The organism is Allokutzneria multivorans (genome assembly GCF_039537405.1).
In the GTDB taxonomy this organism is placed as follows: Bacteria; Actinomycetota; Actinomycetes; order Mycobacteriales; family Pseudonocardiaceae; genus Allokutzneria; species Allokutzneria multivorans.
In genome coordinates, this window is record NZ_BAABAL010000004.1 from 343,718 (window position 1) to 363,418 (window position 19,701).

Annotated in this window: 15 protein-coding genes, 1 pseudogene and 1 CRISPR repeat array; of the genes and pseudogenes, 10 read left to right on the forward strand and 6 right to left on the reverse strand. The window is 70.6% G+C overall.

What is annotated here, in order from left to right:
- Positions 1 to 744: 744 nt before the first annotated feature.
- Positions 745 to 1,098 (reverse strand): annotated as a pseudogene (locus ABD798_RS03770) (MerR family transcriptional regulator); the annotation flags it as partial.
- A gap of 54 nt (positions 1,099 to 1,152) precedes the next feature.
- Here ABD798_RS03770 and ABD798_RS03775 point away from each other — a divergent pair.
- Both ABD798_RS03775 and ABD798_RS03780 read left to right on the forward strand, forming a co-directional pair.
- Positions 1,153 to 2,550 (forward strand): MFS transporter, encoded by a 1,398-nt coding sequence (locus tag ABD798_RS03775; protein WP_344871066.1) that lies wholly within the window; start codon positions 1,153 to 1,155, stop codon positions 2,548 to 2,550.
- Between the two features lie 70 nt (positions 2,551 to 2,620).
- Positions 2,621 to 3,106, forward strand: a complete 486-nt coding sequence (locus ABD798_RS03780) for a DinB family protein (RefSeq protein WP_344871067.1) — start codon at positions 2,621 to 2,623, stop codon at positions 3,104 to 3,106.
- Here the strand turns inward: ABD798_RS03780 and ABD798_RS03785 are convergent.
- Positions 3,093 to 3,785 carry a leucine-rich repeat domain-containing protein gene (locus ABD798_RS03785; RefSeq protein ID WP_344871068.1) on the reverse strand — a complete coding sequence of 231 codons (693 nt, stop codon included), beginning with the start codon at positions 3,783 to 3,785 and terminating at the stop codon, positions 3,093 to 3,095. The genes ABD798_RS03780 and ABD798_RS03785 overlap by 14 nt on opposite strands.
- Positions 3,786 to 3,813: 28 nt before the next feature.
- Here ABD798_RS03785 and ABD798_RS03790 point away from each other — a divergent pair, with 28 nt between their 5' ends.
- The 5 genes from ABD798_RS03790 to ABD798_RS03810 all read left to right on the forward strand — a co-directional run bounded on the left by ABD798_RS03790 (position 3,814) and on the right by ABD798_RS03810 (position 9,874).
- A complete protein-coding gene (locus tag ABD798_RS03790) occupies positions 3,814 to 5,670 on the forward strand; it encodes a Na+/H+ antiporter (RefSeq protein WP_344871069.1) in 1,857 nt (618 codons plus the stop codon).
- A gap of 67 nt (positions 5,671 to 5,737) precedes the next feature.
- Positions 5,738 to 6,472, forward strand: a complete 735-nt coding sequence (locus tag ABD798_RS03795) for a hypothetical protein (protein ID WP_344871070.1) — start codon at positions 5,738 to 5,740, stop codon at positions 6,470 to 6,472.
- A gap of 36 nt (positions 6,473 to 6,508) precedes the next feature.
- Positions 6,509 to 7,489, forward strand: coding sequence for a PHP domain-containing protein (locus tag ABD798_RS03800; protein ID WP_344871071.1), 981 nt, complete (start codon positions 6,509 to 6,511; stop codon positions 7,487 to 7,489).
- A gap of 107 nt (positions 7,490 to 7,596) precedes the next feature.
- Positions 7,597 to 9,363, forward strand: coding sequence for an MSCRAMM family protein (locus ABD798_RS03805; RefSeq protein WP_344871072.1), 1,767 nt, complete (start codon positions 7,597 to 7,599; stop codon positions 9,361 to 9,363).
- Between the two features lie 121 nt (positions 9,364 to 9,484).
- Positions 9,485 to 9,874 (forward strand): Imm1 family immunity protein, encoded by a 390-nt coding sequence (locus tag ABD798_RS03810; protein WP_344871073.1) that lies wholly within the window; start codon positions 9,485 to 9,487, stop codon positions 9,872 to 9,874.
- Positions 9,875 to 9,891: 17 nt separating this feature from the next.
- A CRISPR array of direct repeats spans positions 9,892 to 10,590; the repeat unit is 28 nt; unit sequence GGACCACCCCCGCTCGCGCGGGGAGAAC.
- A 749-nt stretch (positions 10,591 to 11,339) separates the two neighbouring features.
- On the opposite strand, the gene ABD798_RS03815 is transcribed toward ABD798_RS03810, so the two are convergent.
- From ABD798_RS03815 to ABD798_RS03825, 3 genes are read right to left on the reverse strand one after another with little or no spacing between them, the layout of a single operon-like run.
- Positions 11,340 to 12,329, reverse strand: coding sequence for a BtrH N-terminal domain-containing protein (locus ABD798_RS03815; RefSeq protein ID WP_344871074.1), 990 nt, complete (start codon positions 12,327 to 12,329; stop codon positions 11,340 to 11,342).
- A 33-nt stretch (positions 12,330 to 12,362) separates the two neighbouring features.
- Positions 12,363 to 14,666 carry a terpene synthase family protein gene (locus ABD798_RS03820; protein WP_344871075.1) on the reverse strand — a complete coding sequence of 768 codons (2,304 nt, stop codon included), beginning with the start codon at positions 14,664 to 14,666 and terminating at the stop codon, positions 12,363 to 12,365.
- 57 nt (positions 14,667 to 14,723) lie between these two features.
- A complete protein-coding gene (locus ABD798_RS03825; RefSeq protein WP_344871076.1) occupies positions 14,724 to 15,131 on the reverse strand; it encodes a MarR family winged helix-turn-helix transcriptional regulator in 408 nt (135 codons plus the stop codon).
- Between the two features lie 109 nt (positions 15,132 to 15,240).
- Here ABD798_RS03825 and ABD798_RS03830 point away from each other — a divergent pair, with 109 nt between their 5' ends.
- Entirely contained in the window at positions 15,241 to 15,657 is a 417-nt protein-coding gene (locus tag ABD798_RS03830) for an ester cyclase (RefSeq protein WP_344871077.1), read from the forward strand.
- A gap of 118 nt (positions 15,658 to 15,775) precedes the next feature.
- On the forward strand, positions 15,776 to 18,262 hold the full coding sequence (locus ABD798_RS03835; RefSeq protein WP_344871078.1) for an excinuclease ABC subunit UvrA: 2,487 nt from the start codon (positions 15,776 to 15,778) through the stop codon (positions 18,260 to 18,262).
- On the opposite strand, the gene ABD798_RS03840 is transcribed toward ABD798_RS03835, so the two are convergent.
- The gene (locus ABD798_RS03840; RefSeq protein WP_344871079.1) at positions 18,225 to 18,563 is read right to left on the reverse strand and encodes a hypothetical protein; all 339 of its coding nucleotides are present in this window, start codon (positions 18,561 to 18,563) and stop codon (positions 18,225 to 18,227) included. The two genes, ABD798_RS03835 and ABD798_RS03840, sit on opposite strands and share 38 nt — an antisense overlap.
- A gap of 62 nt (positions 18,564 to 18,625) precedes the next feature.
- On the opposite strand from ABD798_RS03840, the gene ABD798_RS03845 reads away from it, so the two are divergent.
- Complete coding sequence (locus tag ABD798_RS03845) at positions 18,626 to 19,606, forward strand: AAA family ATPase (protein WP_344871080.1); 981 nt, start codon at positions 18,626 to 18,628, stop codon at positions 19,604 to 19,606.
- The last annotated feature ends 95 nt before the right edge of the window (positions 19,607 to 19,701 follow it).

Genomic DNA, 19,701 nt, shown 5'->3' on the forward strand with positions numbered 1-19,701 from the left:
TCCACCGGCCACCGACCGCATCACGGTGGTGCCACGGGTGGACGCGTTGGGTTTGCAGTGGTTGATGACCGCTGCGAGGGGGGTTTGGTGGTCTTCAAGACTGGCGAACCCGAGGCGTCAGCCGAGGGGAGCGCTGCGCCAGCTCCACGAGGTGCGGCGCGGGTGGCCGGGCAGCTCGCCGCGGCCGGTGGCCCAGAGCAGGGTCGGCCAGGGGACCGTGGTGGTGGGGGCTTCGGGGAAGAGCCGGGCGAGCGCGCGCGAGCACAGAGCGCTGGGCGGATCCCACGGCAGGCCAAGGCCTTCAGCGAGGTCGTGGGTGTGCACGAGCGTCTCCACGATGCCCATCGCGGCGAAGCCCTCCGGGTCGGAGACGCCGTTGCTGTGCCACGCGCGCTTGCCGGACGGAGCGGTGCGGACCATCGCCACGAGCAACGCGCCACTGGCCTCCAACACCTGCAACAAGCCCTCCGGCCCAGCGGCGCGGTCGGCGTGCACGGCGTTGCGCGGACCGCCGGGCCTGCGCGCTTCCCACACGAACGGCACGTTCCCGGTCAGCGGCGGCGTCGCGGGGCCGAGCTGCACGGCGTAGGCGAACAGGTCGTCGCTGAGGTGCTCGACGGTCTCCCAGCAGTCCCACTCCAAGCCGCCCGCCTTCGCATCCCACGCCGATGCCGGAGCCGTGCGCAGCGTCCGCACGGCGAGTTCCACGGACCGCGCCAGGTGCTCGGGCAGCACGGGCGGCCGGTCGCTGACGGTGTTGAGGTAGGTGGTGATCGCGTCGCGGTTGCGGGCCAGGCAGCTGACCCGCGCGTCGAGCTGGTCGCGTTCCTGCCGCAACGTGGCCAGCAGCTCGGCGGAGGCGTCGGTGACCTGGATGGAGCACGGCGTGTCCAGGCACGGCAGGATGTCCTTGATGATCTTCGTGGGCACCCCGGCGTCGAGCAGCCCTCGGATCTGGATCACCCGCTCCACCAGGGGCTCCGGGTAGTCGCGGTAGCCGTTGGCCTCCCGCTGCGGGGCGAGCAGGCCCTGCTCCTCGTAGTAGCGCAGCAGCCGCGCGGGCACGTGGGTGCGGTCGGCCAGCTCTCCGATGCGCACTGCGCACCACCTCTCGATCAGGGCTTTCCCTCACACTAGTGTGAACGTTCGAGCATGGTCGGCATGACCCTCGCGCTGCTCTCGCTGGCCCAGTTCCTGATCGCGCTGGACTACTCGATCATCTTCATCGCGCTGCCCAGCGTCGCCGCCGAACTGCACCTCGCGACCGCGACCGCGCAGTGGGTCGTCAGCGCCTACGCCGTGCTCTTCGCGGGCTTCCTGGTGGTCGGCGGACGGCTGACCGACCGCGTCGGCGCCAAGCCGCTGTTCGTCGTGGCCATCGCGGGATTCGGCCTGGCCAGCGCGGCGGGCGGGCTCGCAGAGGGCGGCGGTCTGCTGCTCGCCGCGCGGGCGGCGCAGGGGCTCGGGGCCGCGCTGCTGCAACCGGCCGTGCTCGGGCTGATCGGGACGACGTTCCCGGCGGGACCCGCGCGGAGCCGGGCGCTGGTCGTCTGGGGCTCGGTCGGTGCCTCCGGCCTCGCGGCGGGCGCTATCCTCGGCGGCCTGCTCACCGCCGTGTCGTGGCGGCTCACCTTCATGATCAACGTGCCGCTGACGCTACTGTGCGCGCTCGGCGCGGTGATCTGGTTCGCGCCGACGCGTGACCGGAGCACCACGCGCATCCCCGTCGGCGCGTCGATCCTCGGCACGGGCGCGGTGCTCGCGCTGGTGCTCGGCCTGACGTTGGCGGCTGAGCAGGGGTGGAGCGCGGCGCTCACGATCGTCAGCCTCGTGCTCGGCGTCGTGCTGCTCGCTGCCTTCATCCGCACCGAGCGGACGTCGACGGCCGTGCTGATCGAGCCGGTGCTGCGGCGCATCTCCTCGCTGCGCACCGGAGCACTGGCGACCGCGTTGTACATGGCCAGCGTCGGCGCGGAGTTCTACCTGCTGACCCTGCTGCTCCAGGCGATGAAGGGCTACACGCCGGTGGAAGCCGGCCTGGCGTTCCTCCCGCTCGCGGTCATGGTCACCGCCGGGAACACCGCCGCCGGACGCGCCGCGCGCAGCTTCGGAGCACGAGCCTCTCTGGCCGCCGGGTTCGCCTTCGCCACGGTCGGCCTGGTCTGGATCGCCCTTGCGCTGCAAGGAGATTCCTACGTGCTGCACCTGCTGCCGGGCATCCTGCTGAGCGGCTTCGGGCACGGCGTCATCTACACCTCGATGTTCACCATCGGCACCAGCGACGTGCCCGCCGCGCACCAGGGGACCGCGGGCGCGCTGCTCACCACCTCGCAGTACCTGTCCGGCGCGATGACCGTCGCCGTGCTGACCCTGGCGCTGGGCTCCGCACCCGGCCACGGCAACTTCCAGGTCGCGTTCCTGATCACCGCCGCCGCTGCGGCAGGAGGACTCGCCCTGAGCATGCGTGGCATACTGGTCCGATCTGGCGGGCCTTCTCACAGGCCCGGTCGCGGTGTCGGTCCAGACCCGCGTGGTTCACGCGCACTCTGAGCGCCTCTCCTTTCCGGTTGTTCCCTGAACGCCGGACGTTTCGACCACCCCGAGAACGGAGTGAAAGTCCTTGAGCACCAACAGGATCACCAAAGGCGCCGAGCGAGCGTTGATCGAGAACATGCTCGACCGCAACCGCGAAGCGCTCATCGAGACCGCGCGCGGCCTGTCCGAGGCCGACGCCCGCCGACGGCTCGTGGCGTCGCTGACAACGCCGATCTCGGTGATCAAGCACGCCGCCGCCGCGGAACGCATCTGGTTCCAGCGGTTCTGGGCGGGGCTCGGCGAACACGAGTGCGACGGGTACTCCGCGAGGGACGTGGGCACCTTCGCCGTCGCCGACGACGAATCGCTGGCCGACGTGATCGCCGAGTTCGAGCGCGCGAGCGCGCGGTCACGGGAGATCGCCGCCCGCTTCGACCTCGACGCCACCAAGCACAACCCCCGCGAAGGCGAGGTCAGCATGCGGTGGACGCTGCTGTCCATGATCGAGGAGTTCGCCAGGCACGCCGGTCACGGCGACATCCTCCGCGAACAGATTCTCAGCTCAGGGTGAAACACCCCTGCCGCTCAAGGGCGTCCAGCACGTCAGGGGAGTCCACCCCGGTCCAGCGCAGGTCGAGCTTCTCCAGCGACGGCATCCGCGTCACCCACTCCGGCAGCTCGCGCACGCGGGTGCCGCGCAGGTCGAGGTGCCGGAGCCGGGGGAGCTCGGCCAGCTGCGCCGGGAACTCCGTCAGCGCGGTGTCGCGCAGCTCCAGCACGCGCAGCTGGCTCAGCTCGGCGAAGGAGTCGGGAAGCCGGGTGATCTCGTTGCCGCCCAACCACGCCTCGCGCAGCGACGACAGGCGGCCGATGTCCTGCGGCAGCTCGGCGACGTGGTTGTGCTGGGCGCGCAGCTCGACCAGCCCGGACGGCGCGACGAGCGCGGAGAGCTGGTTCTCGCCGACGTTGAGGTAGCGGAGCCGGTCCATCCGCGCCAGCGACTCCGGCAGCTCCGTGAGCCGGTTGTCGTGCAGGTAGAGGAAGCCGGTGACCTCGGGAAGCTCCTCGGGCACGGCCGTCAGCAGGTTGTGCCCGAGGTCCAAGGTCCGCAGCCGCCCGAGCTCGGCGATCCTCGGCGACAGCTCGGTGAGGTCGTTGTCGGCGAGGATCAGCACGTCCAGGTCGCGGTGCTCCCACACCGGCTCCGGCACCACGCCGAGCCGCTTCTTCCACAGGTTGAGGTCGGTCACCGGGGCAACCTACGCCCATAATGCCCGGGTGGTGATCGCTGCGGAGATCGTGGCGCTGGTCGTGACCGTCCTTCTGGTCACCTCGGCTGCCCGCAAGTTCGACTGGCCCGCGCCGTTGTGCCTGATCGGCGTGGGGGTGCTGGCCTCGTTCCTGCCCGGCGTGCCCGAGGTGCACCTGCCGCCGGAGGTGGTGCTGGTCGGGCTGCTGCCACCGCTGCTCTACGCGACGGCGATCTCCACCTCGGTCAGCGACTTCCGGGCCAATCGCGGGCCGATCGCGCTGCTGTCGGTGGGCCTGGTCGTGTTCACCACCTTCGGCGTCGGCCTGGTGGCGTGGCTGGTCGTGCCGGGGCTCCCGTTGGCGGCGGCGATCGCGCTCGGAGCCGTGGTGGCGCCGCCGGACGCGGTCGCGGCCACCGCCGTCGCGCGGCGCGTCGGGATGCCTCGCACGATCGTGCGCATCCTGGAGGGCGAGAGCCTGGTCAACGACGCGGCGGCCCTGGTCGCTCTGCGCACGGCGATCGCGGCGATCTCCGGCTCGGTGAGCCTGGTGCAGGTCGGCGGCGACTTCCTGCTGGCGGCGGGCGTCGGAATTCTCGTCGGGCTCGTGGTCGGCGTCGCGGCCTCGATGATCCGCGCGAGGCTGACCGACTCGGTCACCGACACCGCGCTGTCCTTCTCGCTGCCGTTCATCGCTTACCTGCCCGCCGAAGCCGTGCACGGCTCTGGAGTGCTGGCCGTCGTGCTCTGCGGGCTGATCATGGGTCACCGCGCGCCCGCGTTGCTGTCCGGGCCGTCGCGGTTGGCCAGCCGGCTGAACTGGCAGACCGTGCAGTTCCTGCTGGAGAACGTCGTCTTCCTGCTGATCGGCTTGCAGGTCCGGCCGATCCTGCGCGACGTCGCGGAGAGCGGGCTCAGCGCGGGCACGCTCACAATGATCTGCGCGGCCGTCTTCGCCGCGACGGTGCTCACGCGCATGGTGTGGATGGTGCTGATCGCGACCGTGCGCCGGGTGCTGCGGCTGAAGGCGTGGCGGTGGGGCTACACGGCGGTCGTCGGCTGGGCAGGGATGCGCGGGGTGGTCACGCTGGCCGCCGCGTTCGTGCTGCCGCCGGACACCCCGCACCGCGCGGTGCTGCTGCTCTGCGCGTTCGTCGTGGTGGCGGGAACCCTTGTGCTGCAAGGAACAACGCTGCCCGCGCTGGTGCGACGGCTGAAGCTGCCCGCGCCCGATCCGGCGGAGGACGCGTTGCAGCGCGCCGCGTTGCTCCAGGAGATGACCAACGCGGCGCTGATCCGCTTGGAGGAGATCGTCACGCCCGACGATCCGCCCGAGGTGGTGGACCGGCTGCGCGACCGCGTCAGCCACCGCGCGGACTCCGCGTGGGAACGGCTCGGGCGACAGGGCGCGCTCGCGGAGACGCCGAGCGAGGCGTACCTGCGGCTGCGCGTGGAAATGCTCGAAGCCGAGCGCGAGGTCTTCCTGAAAGCGCGCGATGAGGGCCGCGCGGACGACACGGTGCTGCGCTCGGTGTTGGAGACCTTGGACATCGAGGAGTCCATGCTCGACCAGGCTGCTGAAGAACGGCAGCTCGTCGAGGGGGAGCTGAGCACGCCCAGTGCAACCGCCGGAAGCTGCAAACACCTTGGCAAACAACGGAAACCGGTCTCACCGAGTGCAACCGTGTGCGTGGAGTGCGTCGCTGACGGGCAAACCTGGGTTCACCTGCGCATGTGCCTGTCGTGCGGGCACGTGGGCTGCTGCGACTCCTCGGTCGGCAAGCACGCGACGGCGCACTTCAGGGACACCCTGCACCCCGTGATGCGCAGTCACGAGCCCGGCGAGACGTGGCGCTGGTGCTTCGTGGACCAACAACTCGGTTGAGTCTTTCCCTTGCAACGAGCCGGAAACGGCCGTTAACGCGAGCCTGGCGCGGCGCGAGGGTACGGGCATGGGCATCTTCGAAGAGCTGATCAAGCACGCCGCAGGGCACCTCGGCAAGGAGATGGCGCACCGGGCCGGTGAAGCGCTCACCGACCACGAGAAGGTGCGCGAGATGTGCGTGCTGTTCCTGATGGCGCACGGTCTCGACCGCACGAGCGCCGAGCGCGTCACCGCGGACAAGCTGTCCAGCTCTTCGGGGACCACGCCTTTCCTGTCGTACGCGATCGTCGACCTCGAAGTCCGGTACCGGCTGGGCGACTACCGCTCCTGCGAGGGTGTGTACAACGAGTACTTCAAGATGGACCGCGAGCGCTTCCTGCGCGGACCGAGGTTGTGCACGTGCCAGCGGCCGGGTTCCTGGCACCACCCGAGCGAGGTCGCCCAGCACGTACGGTGGATGGCGATCGTCCACGGAACGAGCGACGTCTCCAAGATCTCGCCGAGGCGGCACGCGCACCGCAAGGATCTGCTGCGGCGCTTTGCCGTGGCGCACAACGTTCCCGTGCACATCCTGGGTGAACGGGTGCTGGCCGAGTACTCCAACTCCTCGAGCGCCTACGACACCATCGCGCGGGCGTACGCGGCGGCGGGCATGTCGGGGACGGACTGGCGGCAGTGCGACGGGATGACGCCGGAGCGGCTCGGGCTGGAGCCGGAGCCCCTACCCGACTGCGTGTGCCGACGCTATCGCCACCCGATGAGCGAATCGGTGAAGTACCAGAAGGAGAGCGGCTACGCGTGAGGTGCGCGAACGCGCGCGATGGGGTAGGCACGGGGGATGGACCCGGTGTGGGCACTGCGCCAGATCGCCTTCCACCTCGAACGCGCCGCCGAACCGACCTACCGCGTGCGCGCGTTCCGCCGAGCCGCCGACGTGGTGGCCGGGCTCGACCCCGACGTGCTCCGCGAGCGCGCGCGGCGGGGCAGCCTCAAGGACCTCCCCGGGATCGGCGCCACCACCGCGACGGTGATCAGCGAGGCGGTGGCCGGGCGGGAGCCGGAGTACCTGACCAAGCTGCTCAGCCGCGCGGCGCCCGTGGTCAGCGGTGGCGAGGAGCTGTTGGCCGCGCTGCGCGGGGACTGCCACACGCACTCCGACTGGTCCGACGGTGGCAGCCCTCCGCGCGAGATGGCCGAGGCCGCGCGCGAGCTCGGGCGGGAGTGGATCGCGCTGACCGATCACTCGCCGCGCCTCAAGGTCGCCAACGGGCTCAGCGCGCAGCGGCTGCGCCAGCAGCTCGACGTGGTCGCGGAGATCAACGCCGACCTCGCCCCGTTCCGCGTGCTGACCGGGATCGAGGTGGACATCCTCGATGACGGCTCGCTCGACCAGGACGAGGAGTTGTTGGCGCGCTTGGACATGGTGGTCGCGAGTGTCCACTCTGGACTGCGCATGCCGCGTGCCGCGATGACCAGGCGGATGCTCGCCGCGGTGGCCAACCCGCACGTCGACGTGCTCGGCCACTGCACGGGCAGGCTCCGCGTCGGCAAGAAACGGCCCGAGTCGGAGTTCGACGCCGAGGCCGTCTTCGCCGCGTGCGCCGAGCACGGGGTGGCCGTGGAGATCAACTCGCGGCCGGAGCGGCTGGACCCGCCGATGCGCCTGCTGCGCCTGGCCGTCGAGGCGGGCTGCGAGTTCGCCATCGACAGCGACGCGCACGCGCCCGGTCAGCTCGACTGGCTGGGCTACGGCTGCGCTCGCGCCGAGGAGGCCGGGATCACCGCCGACCGCGTCCTCAACGCGCGCCAGGTGGAGTAAACGATTGCTGCGCTCGGCCCCACTTCCGGCAGAGGTGATACGCGGGGGCGCGCTCCGGCGATAGCGGAGCAGAGCGGCCGGGGGGCCGTTCCCTGGGGGGAGCACTCATGAAACGTTTGTTGCTCGTTGCTGCCTGCGTTCCGCTCATCGCCGCCGTGACGGCCTTTCCGGCGACCGCGAAGCCCGCTGCGGGTCCTGTCGACGGCGTCGTGACCGCCGCTGCGACCGGTCAGCCCGTCGCCGGGGCCTGTGTCACCGTGTTCACGCTGGAGCTGGCCGAGGTCCGCTCCGCGTGCGCCGACGCGCAGGGCCGCTACTCCGTCCCGAACATCTCCTACGGCAACTACAAGGTCCGCGCTTCGGCGACCGGTTTCTCCGAGATGTGGGCCTACAACACCGGCAGCGCGCTCGCCGCCGACGTGCTCGACCTGCCGCACGCGCTGAACTTCGCGCTGCGCCAAGGGAATGCGACCGTGCGCGGGAAGATCACCGACGCGGGGGCCGCCGCGAAGGACGCTTCGGTCAGCATCACCGACGAGAACCAGCGGTGGCGCTCCACCGTGAAGACCGGCGCGGACGGGACCTACGCGTTCACCGGCCTCACCGCTGACAAGTACAAGCTGACCGTCATCCACGGCGACCGCTCGCAGTGGGTCCGCCAGAAGTCCAGCTTCTTCGAGGCCGACACCTTCGACGTCGCCGACGGCACGACAACGGTGGTCGATGAGGCGATTCTCGCTTACGGCGCAGTGAAGTTCACCGCCGTCGACGAGGTCACCGGGGCGCCCGTGCGCGACGCGTGCGCCGCGCTCTACGCGGGCGGTCCGCCGGATCGGCGCGAGTGCTCCTCCGGAGATGGCACCATGCTGTTCACTCGCTTGCCCGCCAACGGCTACTACACCGCCTCGGTGTGGGACGCGGCCGGAACCCACTACACCGTCAGCGATCTGCGCCCGTCCGTCACCGCCGGTCAGACCACCGAGCTGCGCGTCACGATGAAGCCCGGCGCCGCGTTCCGCACCACCGTCGTGGACTCGCGGACTCAGGCCCCGCTGACCGGTGTTTGCGTTGAGCCGCACGCGGTTCCCGTTGAGGGCGTCGTCGACCGCGACTACTCCTGGTACTGCACCGACGACTCCGGCTCGCTGATCATCGGGCCGCTGGAGCCCAACACCTACCAGTTCTACGTCAAGCCCAACGACAAGAACTACGGCCAGCAGTGGGTCGGCGCGCGCGGCGGCACCGGCGACCTCCGCGAGGCGCACAAGGGCATCGGCAAGCTCCGCGAAACCACTGTGCTGCCCCAGATCCAGGTCGACCCCGCCGGAACCATCACCGGCACCGTCGCCGACAACACCGGCGCCAAGCTCGGCGCCTGCACGTTCCCGTACGCCGCCGACGGACGCATCGGCTTCCGGTTCCTGGAGAACTGCACCAACGACAAGGGGCAGTACACGATCCGAGGCCTCGGCCCGTACTCCTGGCCCCTGGAATTCCTGCACCACAAAGGCAATTTCGCCACGCAGTGGTCCGGCGGCGCCGCTGACCGCTTCGGCGCCACCCCCGTCACCGTCCGGCCAGGTGCCACCACCGTTGCCGACGCCACGCTCGTCCCGGCCGGTCGCGTCACCGGTCGCGCCCTCGACCGCAACGGCAGGCCCGTGTTCGCCTACGTCTACACCTACAACGCCCGCACCGGCGACATCATCGCGTGGGACAACACCGACAACGACGAGAACTTCGAGGTCAACAGCCTCGCCACGCAGGACGTGAAGATCCGCTACGTCATCAAGGACAAGTCCTGCTGGTACCCGTCCCCGATCTCCGTCACCGCCGGCCAGACCGTCAAGGGCATCGACCTCACCGAGTGCTGACGCCCGGGCGGGGGTTCGCCGGTCTTCAAGACCCCCAAACCCCCGCCCGGAAGGTCTTCAACCGCAGCAAACCCCATTGGTACGGTCGGCTGCTCCGCAAGACCTCCGGGAGGATGCAGCTGTGACCGTCCTGCACGTCTGGTACTCCATTGACAAGCGCGACCAGGGGATGCTCGCCGGGACCGAGGCCATTGACGCGTTCCTCGACCGGCTGGCAGAGGGCAAGCGCCCGGTCTTGGCGGCGCTGTTCCGCGCCGAGGACTTGGACAACTTCCCGCCACGGATCGAGATGCTGGTCGGCCTCGGCGGTGCTCCGGACGTCGGGATCGTGCACTGCGACGGCGTGTCGTCCAGCGGCTCACCGCAGGACTCCGGAGAGGAAGCGGTGTACTACGACTTCTTGGACGGCAGGCGCGACTTCCCCGCCAGCGCCGTCATCCCGCTGGCCCAAGTGCGCGCCGCAGTGCACGAGTTCGCCGCCACGGGAGAGCGCCCGAAAGCCGTCATGTGACAACCCGGCCGCCCCCGCCCCCGCCCCCGCTCGCGCGAGGAGAACTGATCGGGCCGTTGCACACAGCGGTTCTCCTTAGGACCACCCCCGCTCGCGCGGGGAGAACACCTCACCTTGTGGAGGAGCAACGGCCCCTTCCGGACCACCCCCGCTCGCGCGGGGAGAACACGCCCGGCCAGACCGTCGTGAGCTTCGCCGACGGACCACCCCCGCTCGCGCGGGGAGAACCGCCGGTCGTACACCTCGACCGCGCCGCGCCGTGGACCACCCCCGCTCGCGCGGGGAGAACGGCGACATCAGCCGCGCGCGCGTACGGGACCTGGGACCACCCCCGCTCGCGCGGGGAGAACCCGCTGCCGGTGACGCGCTGGCCACCGCTCGGCGGACCACCCCCGCTCGCGCGGGGAGAACGGGATCGCGGGAGGCCCACGAGCCCCACTCGACGGACCACCCCCGCTCGCGCGGGGAGAACCGGTTCCGGACGCGCGCACTGTGTGATCACCTGGACCACCCCCGCTCGCGCGGGGAGAACACCATTCCGTAACGCTGTTACGATGCCGATACCGGACCACCCCGGCTCGCGCGGGGAGAACACCGTAGATCGCCTGGGAGGCAAGCCCGAACTGGGACCACCCCCGCTCGCGCGGGGAGAACATTGACGGAGAGACGGTACGATTCAAGGAGCCAGGACCACCCCCGCTCGCGCGGGGAGAACACTTCTTGACCTGGTGGTTTTCTCGGCAGTTCGGCGTTTCAGCATGGGTTTGTATCGGGTCGGGTGACGTTAGATCCGTTCAGCGCTGATGCGTCGAGCTAGCGGGTCGGCTAGAGCGTGTGTGCCTGAGAGGCCACGCAGGTTACGCCTCGGAACCGTTTCGGATCGTGGCGTTGCTGTCGACCCGCCAGCGTGAGATTACCGGTGCCGTGTTCTGCGCTGGCAGGTTCGACCTGCGGGAGCGCGAGTAGCCCACGCAGTGGTGGAGCGGGTGATCGATGAGGGCTAGCCCGACGCCGTGCGGCCAGGTTGTCCTGGCCGCACGGCGTCATTTTTAGGTTCCTTGCCTACTCACGCGGGGAGAACGATCGGTTTGCCGTCGCACAGCACGATCGGGCCGGGACCACCCCGCTCGCGCGGGGAGAACTCACGATCTTGAGTTTCGACCCGTCGGTCGGGCGCACCACCCCCGCTCGCGCGGGGAGAACTTGCTGAGCACGGCGCCAGCATCAGTTCACGTGGGACCACCCCCGCTCGCGCGGGGAGAACGTTGTGGTTACGGCATGTTCTAAGCAGGCCACGGGACCACCCCCGCTCGCGCGGGGAGAACACTTCTTTACCTGCTGCTTTGTGTGCGGTCGGCGTCGTTTCGCATGGGTTTCGTCAGGGTCATCCTACGGCCGCAGGATGTCGGTCGGAGCTGGTTCAGGCGTGCCCGCCGAGCCCATCGCGGCCAAGCGGTCTCCAGGCTCAGGCGGCGCGGACGGTGCTGAGGACCTGCATGGCGTGGTGCTCGCGCGAAGCGAGGTCGGTGAGGATCTCGGACGCGTGGGCCAAGTGCGATGCGTCGCCGGAGGAACCGGCCGCGGCGATGTGCTCGGAGACCTCCGTCCACAGTGGAGCGATCTCGGCGTAGAGGTGGTGCCCGGCGCGGAGGGTGTCGTCATCGACGAGCGAAGCGCTCTCGGCGAGGAAGTCGCGGTACATGGCGCGGAACAGAGCGCCACCGGTGCCGCCGCGTTCCATCAGCGTCGCGGCGAGGGGCAGATCGCGTGACGGCGCGGCGGAGCGGTCGAGCCAGCGGAGCACTTGGCGAGCGGCCTTGCCGATGCCGCGGTGGCCGAGGTTGGCGATGGGTGGGTTGAGGAAGTCGAGCGCGTTGGCGCGCACGGACTCCAGCACGGCGGAACGGAGCGAGGGCCGAGGCCCGGCGGCGGAGAGGGTGAACGAGAGGTTCCGCGCGGTCATGGGGCCGCGCTCGTTGCGGGCGAGCTCCAAGCTCGCGAGCGAAGTCGTGACGGAGCCGCCCTGCTGAGCGGTGTCGATCAGGTGCGCGCGGTCGTCGTCGTGGCCGTGCATCGCGACGAAGTGGCCGCCGAAGTGCACCTTCGAGGTGAAGTACTCCAGGTGGTAGCAGTCCAGCTGGAGCCCGACGGGGCGCCCGGCGGCGAGGGCGTCGGTGACGTTCTGCCAGGCCTTGCGCGGGGAGCCGGTCTCCTGGACGCGCAGGTCGAGCCCGAGGCGCTCGGCGACGGTCCGGGTGATCCGCATGGGCTTGGAGCGCCCGCCGAGGAACGGGAAGTCCATGTTCTTCGCGTCCCAGTACACGAAACCGAGCCCCTCGCCGAGGCCGAACAGCATCGGCTCGGACAGCTCGATCCCCTCGTGGCGCAGCAGGGCGCCGATGGCGGTGGTCTCGCAGTGCTGACCGGAGGGGAACGCGACGTTCTCGATGATCATGCGCACAGGCTGACCCCTCCCACTGGGGGAGAGTCAACACCAGGACAGCGCGGTGAGCACGTGGACGTCGGTGAGCACCGGGTAGTCGAACGGCAGCGGGCGCGGTCCGACCTGGTCGGGGACCGAGGTGAAGCCGCCGTCGGGGTCCTGGTGCGCCAGCAGGAAAGCGACCGCTCGGCCGACCGCGAGCGGCGGGCCGTGCCGCGCGAGCACGGGGACGGCCTGGGCGGTGGAGAGCACGTCGCTGGGGGAGCCGGGGAGCTGGCCCCAGCCGCCGTCGGCGTTCTGCGTGTCGAGCAGGCGTGCCACCGAACGGGAGGTGGCGGCGGCGATGCGGTCCTGGAAGCCGGACGACGGGACGGCGTGCAGCGCGTCGAGCACGCGCAGGATGGCGCTGGACTCGCTGATCGTCCAGCTGCGGTCGAAGGTCCCGTCGGGCAGCTGCGCGTCGAGCACGAACTCCACGGCGCCGGACACCAGGCGGTGGTTCGGGGCCAGGGCCAGGATCGCGCCCGCGGTCATGTCGAGATCAGGCGTGTCGCCGCGAACCCAGGTGGGGAATCCGCCGCCGGGATCGGCGATCTCGACCAGGTAGTCGGTCGCACGCGTCAGCGCCGAGCGGTATCGGACGGGATCTGCGGCGCGCAAGAACTCCATGCACCGGGTCGTGGTGTCCACGTCGGTCTGCCGCACACCCGTGGCGAACGGCCAGCCTCCGTCGGGCGCCTGCCACGCGGCCACGAGGTCGGCCATCCGGGGCACGAGCGGCGCCAAGCTCTCCTCGGCGAGGAACGCGAGCCCGGCGACCGCGGTCAACCACAGGTCCTGGCTGTCCAGGAACGGCAGCCCGCCATCGGAGTTCATCGCGAGCGACAGCCGCAACAGCCCGTCGTCCAGGACTCGCGCCCGTGGTTGGAAGGTCTGCACCGCGTGCAGGCCGAGCAAGTACGTCGTGGCGCTGGCCTCCCACAACAACCTGTTGCGCCCCAACGACATCAACGACACGAGTCGGTCGCGCTCAACAGCGGAGCGGCCGTGGATGATCCGGACGGCCAGGACGTGCACCTCGGTGAAGGTGGTGACGCTCTCCGACGAGAGCGAGATCGGCTGGGAAACCTCGCCCAAAGGGGAGCGGCACAGCACGTGCAGCACGGTGCGCAGCATGGCGGACTTGAGCCACCCGCGCCCGACGGTGCCACTGCTCACCGTGATCGGTAGCGCGGCGGCGCGGTCGAGCGCGTGATCGGCCGTGCCCGCCGGGTCAAGGCAGGCATCGATCAGCAAGGCGTCCAAGGGGCTCGCGTCGGCTCTGCGCCCGCGCAGGAAATGAGCGAGCCGCTCCTGCTCCCCAGGTCGAGAACCGTTGGCGCGTAACAAAGCTAGGAACAGCGCGGATTCCAGCACCCGGCTGCCGCATCGGTCGTCGACCGCGCCGGAGGGGTCCACCGCGACGGCCAAGTGCTGCGCGAGCGCCTTCACGCCCCGCTCGTGCGAGTCGCTGGAGCCGCCCGGGTTGCGGTGGGTTTCCCGTTGCCAGGCAAGCGATCCGTCCCGGATCTGGCGAATCCGCTCAGCCCGCTGCCCCTCGGCGAGCCGGTCGAAGTCGTCCATGCGCGCGGCCAGCATCGCGCGGGCGTGCGCCGCAGCTTCGGCGGGACCGCAGCGGTGGTGGCGCGCGAGCACGCCGACGAGGTTCTCCGTGCCCTCCTCCAGCTCGCGCGCAGCGGAGCGCAGGTCGTTGGTCCACGCGATGATGTCGGCGGTGGCATCGCGCAGCCCGTCGAGCCCGCGAGCCTCGGGCAGGTCGCGTTCCACCACGGCGATCACCGGCAGCACCGTGATCGTGCGACGGCGCAGTGCCAGGTATTCGTGCAAGCCGAGGCGCTCGCCGGAAGCCCGCAACCGCGTCTCGGTGCACGTGGCCTCAGCGAAGTCCTTGTACAGAGCGATAAAACGCTCACTCCAGCCCGGAAGCGCCGTGGCCCGAGTGCGAGCCCACAGGTCCGTCAGCGCGCGCACCGCCGGCTCGGCGTGATCGCTCCCGTCGGCGCCGCCGAGCACGGCCAGCAGCTCGTCCAGCAGTGCCCGCACCTGTTCCGGCGACTGACCGTCCCGGTCGAAGCCGTCGTCGACCACGACGATGAACGTGCCCCACTCCGCGAGCACGCCGAGGTTCGCCGCTCCTGCGTGCGGGGCCAGCCATCCGGCCATGCGCCCCTGGCCCATGCGCGCGAGCCGCCGCACCTCCCGCTCACCGGTCACGAGGCCGTGGCGAGCCGCCCACGCGCGAGCTTGGCGCTCCGCGTGGTCCCAGTCCGGGTCGCAAACCTTGGTCATCGAGCGAGAGCGTAGGTCGGGCGCCCCGGGCAGGGGGCATTCGAGGTTGTGAAGTGATCAGGTGGTGAAGTGCTCGGCGACGGCGGCGAACGCGCGGTTCGCCGCCGCCAGCTCCTCGGGGGAGAGCCCGCCGAAGAGCTGCTCGGCGAGCCGGTCGGCGGACTCCCGCAAGCGCGTCACCGCGGTGCGGCCCTTCCCCGTCAGGTCGACCCAGATCGCCCTGCGGTCGTCGGGGTGCGAGCCGCGCGTGACGAACCCGGCGGCCTCAAGAGCGTCGACCAGCGTCGTGACGTTGCGCGGCGTCACCTCCAGCGCGTCGGCCAGTTCGCGCTGGGTGAGCGGGGCGCGGGCGGCCACCCGCCACAGCGCCTTCGCCCTGGCCTGCGTGAGCCCGTCGGCGCGCAGCGCGGTGGTCATGTCCTCGGTGATCAGCTCGGTCGCCCGCAGCAGCATGTCCAGCGTCACACGGGGTGACGGCGCTCCCGAGGACGGTTCGGGGACAGATGATGTACTATGTTCATCATGTTCCATATTCACCATGCTACCGCGTGGTGGTCACGAAGGAGGCACTGACATGGACGCCGTCGCCGAGAGGAACATGGCCGCGATGCGCGAGGCGTACGCGACCCTGGTGAGCGGGGACCTGGACGCGTGCGTGGAGATGCTGACCCCGGACTTCGTCGCCAACCTCCCCGGGCTGCCCGAGCCGATCCGCAGCCGCGATGTCTGGCGGATGGGCGCCGAGGCGATGCTGAAGGGCTTCCCCGACCTGGAGATCGAGGTGGAGCACATGGCCGCCGAGGGCGACCAGCTCGCCGTCCGCGCTCGCTTCCGCGGCACGCACAAGGGTGAGTTCAACGGCGTTGCGGCCACCGGGCGCTCGGTGGACTTCTGGAGCGTGGAGTACTACCGCTTCGTCGACGGCAAGGTCGCCGAAGAGTGGGTCGCCCCCGACATGGGCAACCTGATGCAGCAGATCACCGCCGAGTGATCTCACCCAGAAGAAGCCGCCCGCGCCGACCGGTGCGGGCGGTCGCTTGTCAGGCCATCGCAAACTGAACTGATAACGCTGACAGGGGTTGTCAGGTTTCGCGGAGACGATGGATTCCGTGAGAAGCGTGGAGAACAGCGGGACGATCGACGTGATCGGTGCTCGCACGAACAACCTGCGTGAGGTGTCCGTGCGCATCCCCAAGGGGCACCTGGTCGCCTTCACCGGGGTGAGCGGCAGCGGCAAGACCTCGCTCGCCGTCGACACCCTGCACAACGAGGCGCAGCTGCGGTACCTGGAAGGGCTCTCGCCGTTCGTGCGGCAGTACATCACCCAGCGGAACCGGCCGAAGGTCGATCGCGTGCTCGGGCTCGGCGCGACGCTCGCGGTCGACCAGCGCCGCCTCAACCGCAACCCGCGCTCGACGGTCGCGACGATCACCGGCATCGACGGGCACCTGGGGCTGTTGTACTCGCGCCTGCCCGGCATCGACGGAGACGCGCACCTCACGACCTCGCACTTCGACCGCAACACGCCGGAGGGCGGCTGCTCGGAGTGCCACGGCGTCGGCGGGCGCTGGCAGGCGCGCGAGGACCTGATCGTCACGCACCCCGAGCTGCCGCTGTTCGAAGGGGCCTCGCCGTGGTTCGAGAAGTGGCGCTCTGGCGAGCACGCCTTCGTGCCCGCGCTCGCGCAGAAGCGCGGCGTCGACCTCGGCCGGCCGTGGCAGTCGCTGCCGGAGGAGTTCCGGCACTCCGTGCTCCACGGCACCGGCGACGAGAAGATCGTTGCCTCCGTCGACGTTCCGAACAAGCACGAGACCGCGCAGATGACCTTCACCTGGAACCAGCCGCTGAAGGGCGCGCTGGCCGAGGTGGAGCGGGTCTTCGTCAACGCCAAGACCTCCAGCGCGAAGCAGCGCTACCTCCGCTACATGCGCAAGCAGCCCTGCGCTGCTTGCGCCGGAAGCGGTTTCGACGCCGCGGCGCGGTCCGTGCGGCTCGGCGGGCTGTCCTACCCGGAGCTGATCGAGGTGGAGGTGCGGCGGGTCCGCGAGTGGGCGCGGCGCGTCGCCGACGAGCTGGACGAGCGGCGGCGCGAGGTGGGGGAGCCGCTCGTGCAGGACCTCGACCGCAGGCTGGGCATCCTCGACCGGCTCGGCCTCGCGCACCTCCAGCTGTCCAGGAGCGCGGCCTCGCTCTCCGGAGGTGAGCTGCAACGGACCCGGCTGGCCGCGCAGCTCAGCACCGAGCTGAGCGGCATCATCTTCGTGCTCGACGAGCCTGGCAACGGACTGCACCCGGCGGACAAGGCGCAGCTGCTGGACATCGCGCTCGACCTGCGCGAGGCGGGCAACACCGTGCTGCTCGTCGAGCACGATCCCGAACTGATCGCCCGCGCGGACTGGGTGATCGACATGGGGCCCGGCGCGGGCCGCAACGGCGGCGAGGTCCTGGTGTCGGGTCCGCCCGCAGACGTCGCCGCCCACCCGTCGTCGCTGACCGGCCGCTACCTCGCGGGAGACGGCCCGCGTCTGCGCCGAATCCCGCGCCCGGTGAGGGAAACCGGCTGGGTGGAGCTGCGCGGTCTGCGCGCGCACAACGTGGTCGCGGACCTGGTGCGCTTTCCCGTCGGACGCCTCACCTGCCTGACCGGGGTGAGCGGCAGCGGCAAGAGCAGCCTGCTCAGCGCGCTCGGGACAGGCGTGGAGGCCGCGCTCAACGACACCCCGGCCGAGGTGGTGCGCTCGGTGCGCGGGCTCGACGGCTTCGGCTGGGTCGCGGTCGTCGACCAGGAGCCGCTCGGGCGGACGCCGCGCTCCAACCCGGCCACCTACAGCAAGGCGTTCGACGTCGTGCGCGGGCTCTTCGCCGCCACCGACACGGCGCGCTCGCGCGGGCTCACGGCGTCCTGGTTCAGCTTCAACACGGCGGGCGGCGGGCGTTGCGAGACCTGCACCGGCTACGGCCGCAAGCTCGTCGACATGCACTTCCTTCCGGACGTGTGGGTGGTCTGCGACACCTGCGAGGGGCGGCGCTACCGGCCAGAAGCCCTGGAGATCACCTACCTCGGCCTGGCCGTCGACCAGGTGCTGGAGCTGACCGTCGCCGAGGCCGTCGAGCGCTTCACCGAGCCGCGACAGCTCGCCGAGACCCTGGGCGCGCTCAACCAGGTCGGCCTCGGCTACCTCCAGCTCGGCCAGAGCGCCACCGAACTCTCCGGCGGCGAGGCCCAGCGGCTGAAGCTCGCCTCGGCGATCCAACGCGGAGCCGCGGGGCGTGGAGCCGGGCTCGTCATCGTCGACGAACCCGTCTCCGGCCTGCACCCCTCCGACGTCCAGCGCGTGGTCGACGCCTTGGACGTGCTGCTCGACTCGGGCAACACCGTCGTCGTCGCGGAGCACGACATCCCCGTCGCCGCGTCCGCGGACTGGGTCATCGACCTCGGCCCCGGCGCCGGCCCTGACGGCGGCGCGGTCCTCGCCGAGGGCGCTCCGGACACCGTCGCGAAGGCCGACACTCCGACCGCCGTGTTCCTCCGCCGGTACGCGGCCGGGGAACCGCTGCTCAGTGCCAGCCCGTGCAGCGGAACCCACCTTCGTTGATGCAGGCGCGCCACACGACATCCCCGCGCAGGAAGCTCTTGGTGTTGCCCGCGCCGCCCTCCATCTGCGTCCAGGTCTTGCCGCCGTCGGAGGAGCGGTCGAGCCACACCCACCTGTCGAAGGTGTCCTGACCCGAGACGTAGTCCTTGGGGATGTAGAAGAGGCGGACCTCGTGGCCGTAGGGGAGCCGGATGCAGTAGTAACCCGAACCGCATTCCTCGCCCGCCACCGCCGAGGGCGCGACCGAGAGCAGCGAACTGGTGGCGAGGGCGGCCGCCACGAGGACGTTCCTGAGCTTCATGGCCGCAGATGATCACCTAGCCCGCAGGGGCTCGGCTGACCGTTCGCTAAAATCCCGAAGCCATGGGGCATAACGGAAAAACCCTCGTCAACGGGGTTTCGCGTTTCGCGCAGAGCCCGGCGCTGCGGCGGCTGGAGTGGGTGCTCGACGGCCTCGACGGGACAGTGGGCTGGGGAGCTGACGCGGCCGAGGCGTTCACCCCGGAGTTCGCCGCGTTCGTCGCGCCCGACCGCTACGTCGAGGTCACCCGGGGGCGCACGGCGAAGTACGCGCCCGTCGTGGTGGTCGGACTCGACGTCGGCGAGACCACCGCGCGGGCGCGGATTCGCCAGCACGACGGCACCGTCGACGTCGTGACCTGCGTCGTGGAGCCCGAGCATCCGCATCGCATCGCCTCGACGTGGGTCACCGGGCTCGTGCCGACAGATCTGACGCCGAGGTTGCCGAGCGACTTCGCCGACTACGACATGCCCACGGCTCCGGGTGCGCGGCTCATCGTGTTCTCCGGCTTGCCCGGCAGCGGCAAGAGCACCCTCGCCGACGCCGTGGGCGCGGAACTCGGCGTTCCTGTGTTCGCCGCCGATTGGCTCCTCGGCGCGTTGACCCCGTTCGGTGGCCGTCACCTCGACGAGGTGCTGGACGTCGCGGAGGAGATGCTGACGACCCTCGCGCTCCGGCAACTCGCCGCCGGGCAGTCGGTCATCCTCGATCACCCTGTCGAGCAGGTCGCGACCAGGGATCGTTGGCGCAGCCTCGCTCGCCGAGCGGGCGCTGAGTTCCGCGTGGTCGTGTGCGAGTGCTCCGACCAGGAAGTCCACCGCGCGAGGCTGGCGAGTCGCAGCCGAGGCATTCCGGGCTGGCACGACGCCAGCGACTGGACCGACGTCCGCCAGCGCCTGGCCGAATTCCCCTCCTGGGGCACCGAGGCACTCGCCGTCGACACCACCCGCCCCCGCGAACTGTCCCTGGCCGCCGCCCTCCGCCACATCACCTGGGAGGAGCGGGGGTACGGCAGTCTTCAAGACCCGCAAACCCCCGCCTGAACGGTCTTCAACGGCCGCAAACCCCGCGAGCGACCAGGGCCTAGACGAGTAATGCGTAAGTCGGGGTGGTGGCCGGAGACGGACGAAGGGTGTCC

Coding starts and splice junctions, on each gene's coding strand:
- ABD798_RS03775 (WP_344871066.1), top strand. CDS start 1,153: ATGGTCGGCATGACCCTCGCGCTGCTCTCGCTGGCCCAGTTCCTGATC.
- ABD798_RS03795 (WP_344871070.1), top strand. CDS start 5,738: ATGGGCATCTTCGAAGAGCTGATCAAGCACGCCGCAGGGCACCTCGGC.
- ABD798_RS03800 (WP_344871071.1), top strand. CDS start 6,509: ATGGACCCGGTGTGGGCACTGCGCCAGATCGCCTTCCACCTCGAACGC.
- ABD798_RS03805 (WP_344871072.1), top strand. CDS start 7,597: ATGAAACGTTTGTTGCTCGTTGCTGCCTGCGTTCCGCTCATCGCCGCC.
- ABD798_RS03815 (WP_344871074.1), bottom strand. CDS start 12,329: ATGATCATCGAGAACGTCGCGTTCCCCTCCGGTCAGCACTGCGAGACC.
- ABD798_RS03820 (WP_344871075.1), bottom strand. CDS start 14,666: ATGACCAAGGTTTGCGACCCGGACTGGGACCACGCGGAGCGCCAAGCT.
- ABD798_RS03830 (WP_344871077.1), top strand. CDS start 15,241: ATGGACGCCGTCGCCGAGAGGAACATGGCCGCGATGCGCGAGGCGTAC.
- ABD798_RS03840 (WP_344871079.1), bottom strand. CDS start 18,563: ATGAAGCTCAGGAACGTCCTCGTGGCGGCCGCCCTCGCCACCAGTTCG.
- ABD798_RS03845 (WP_344871080.1), top strand. CDS start 18,626: ATGGGGCATAACGGAAAAACCCTCGTCAACGGGGTTTCGCGTTTCGCG.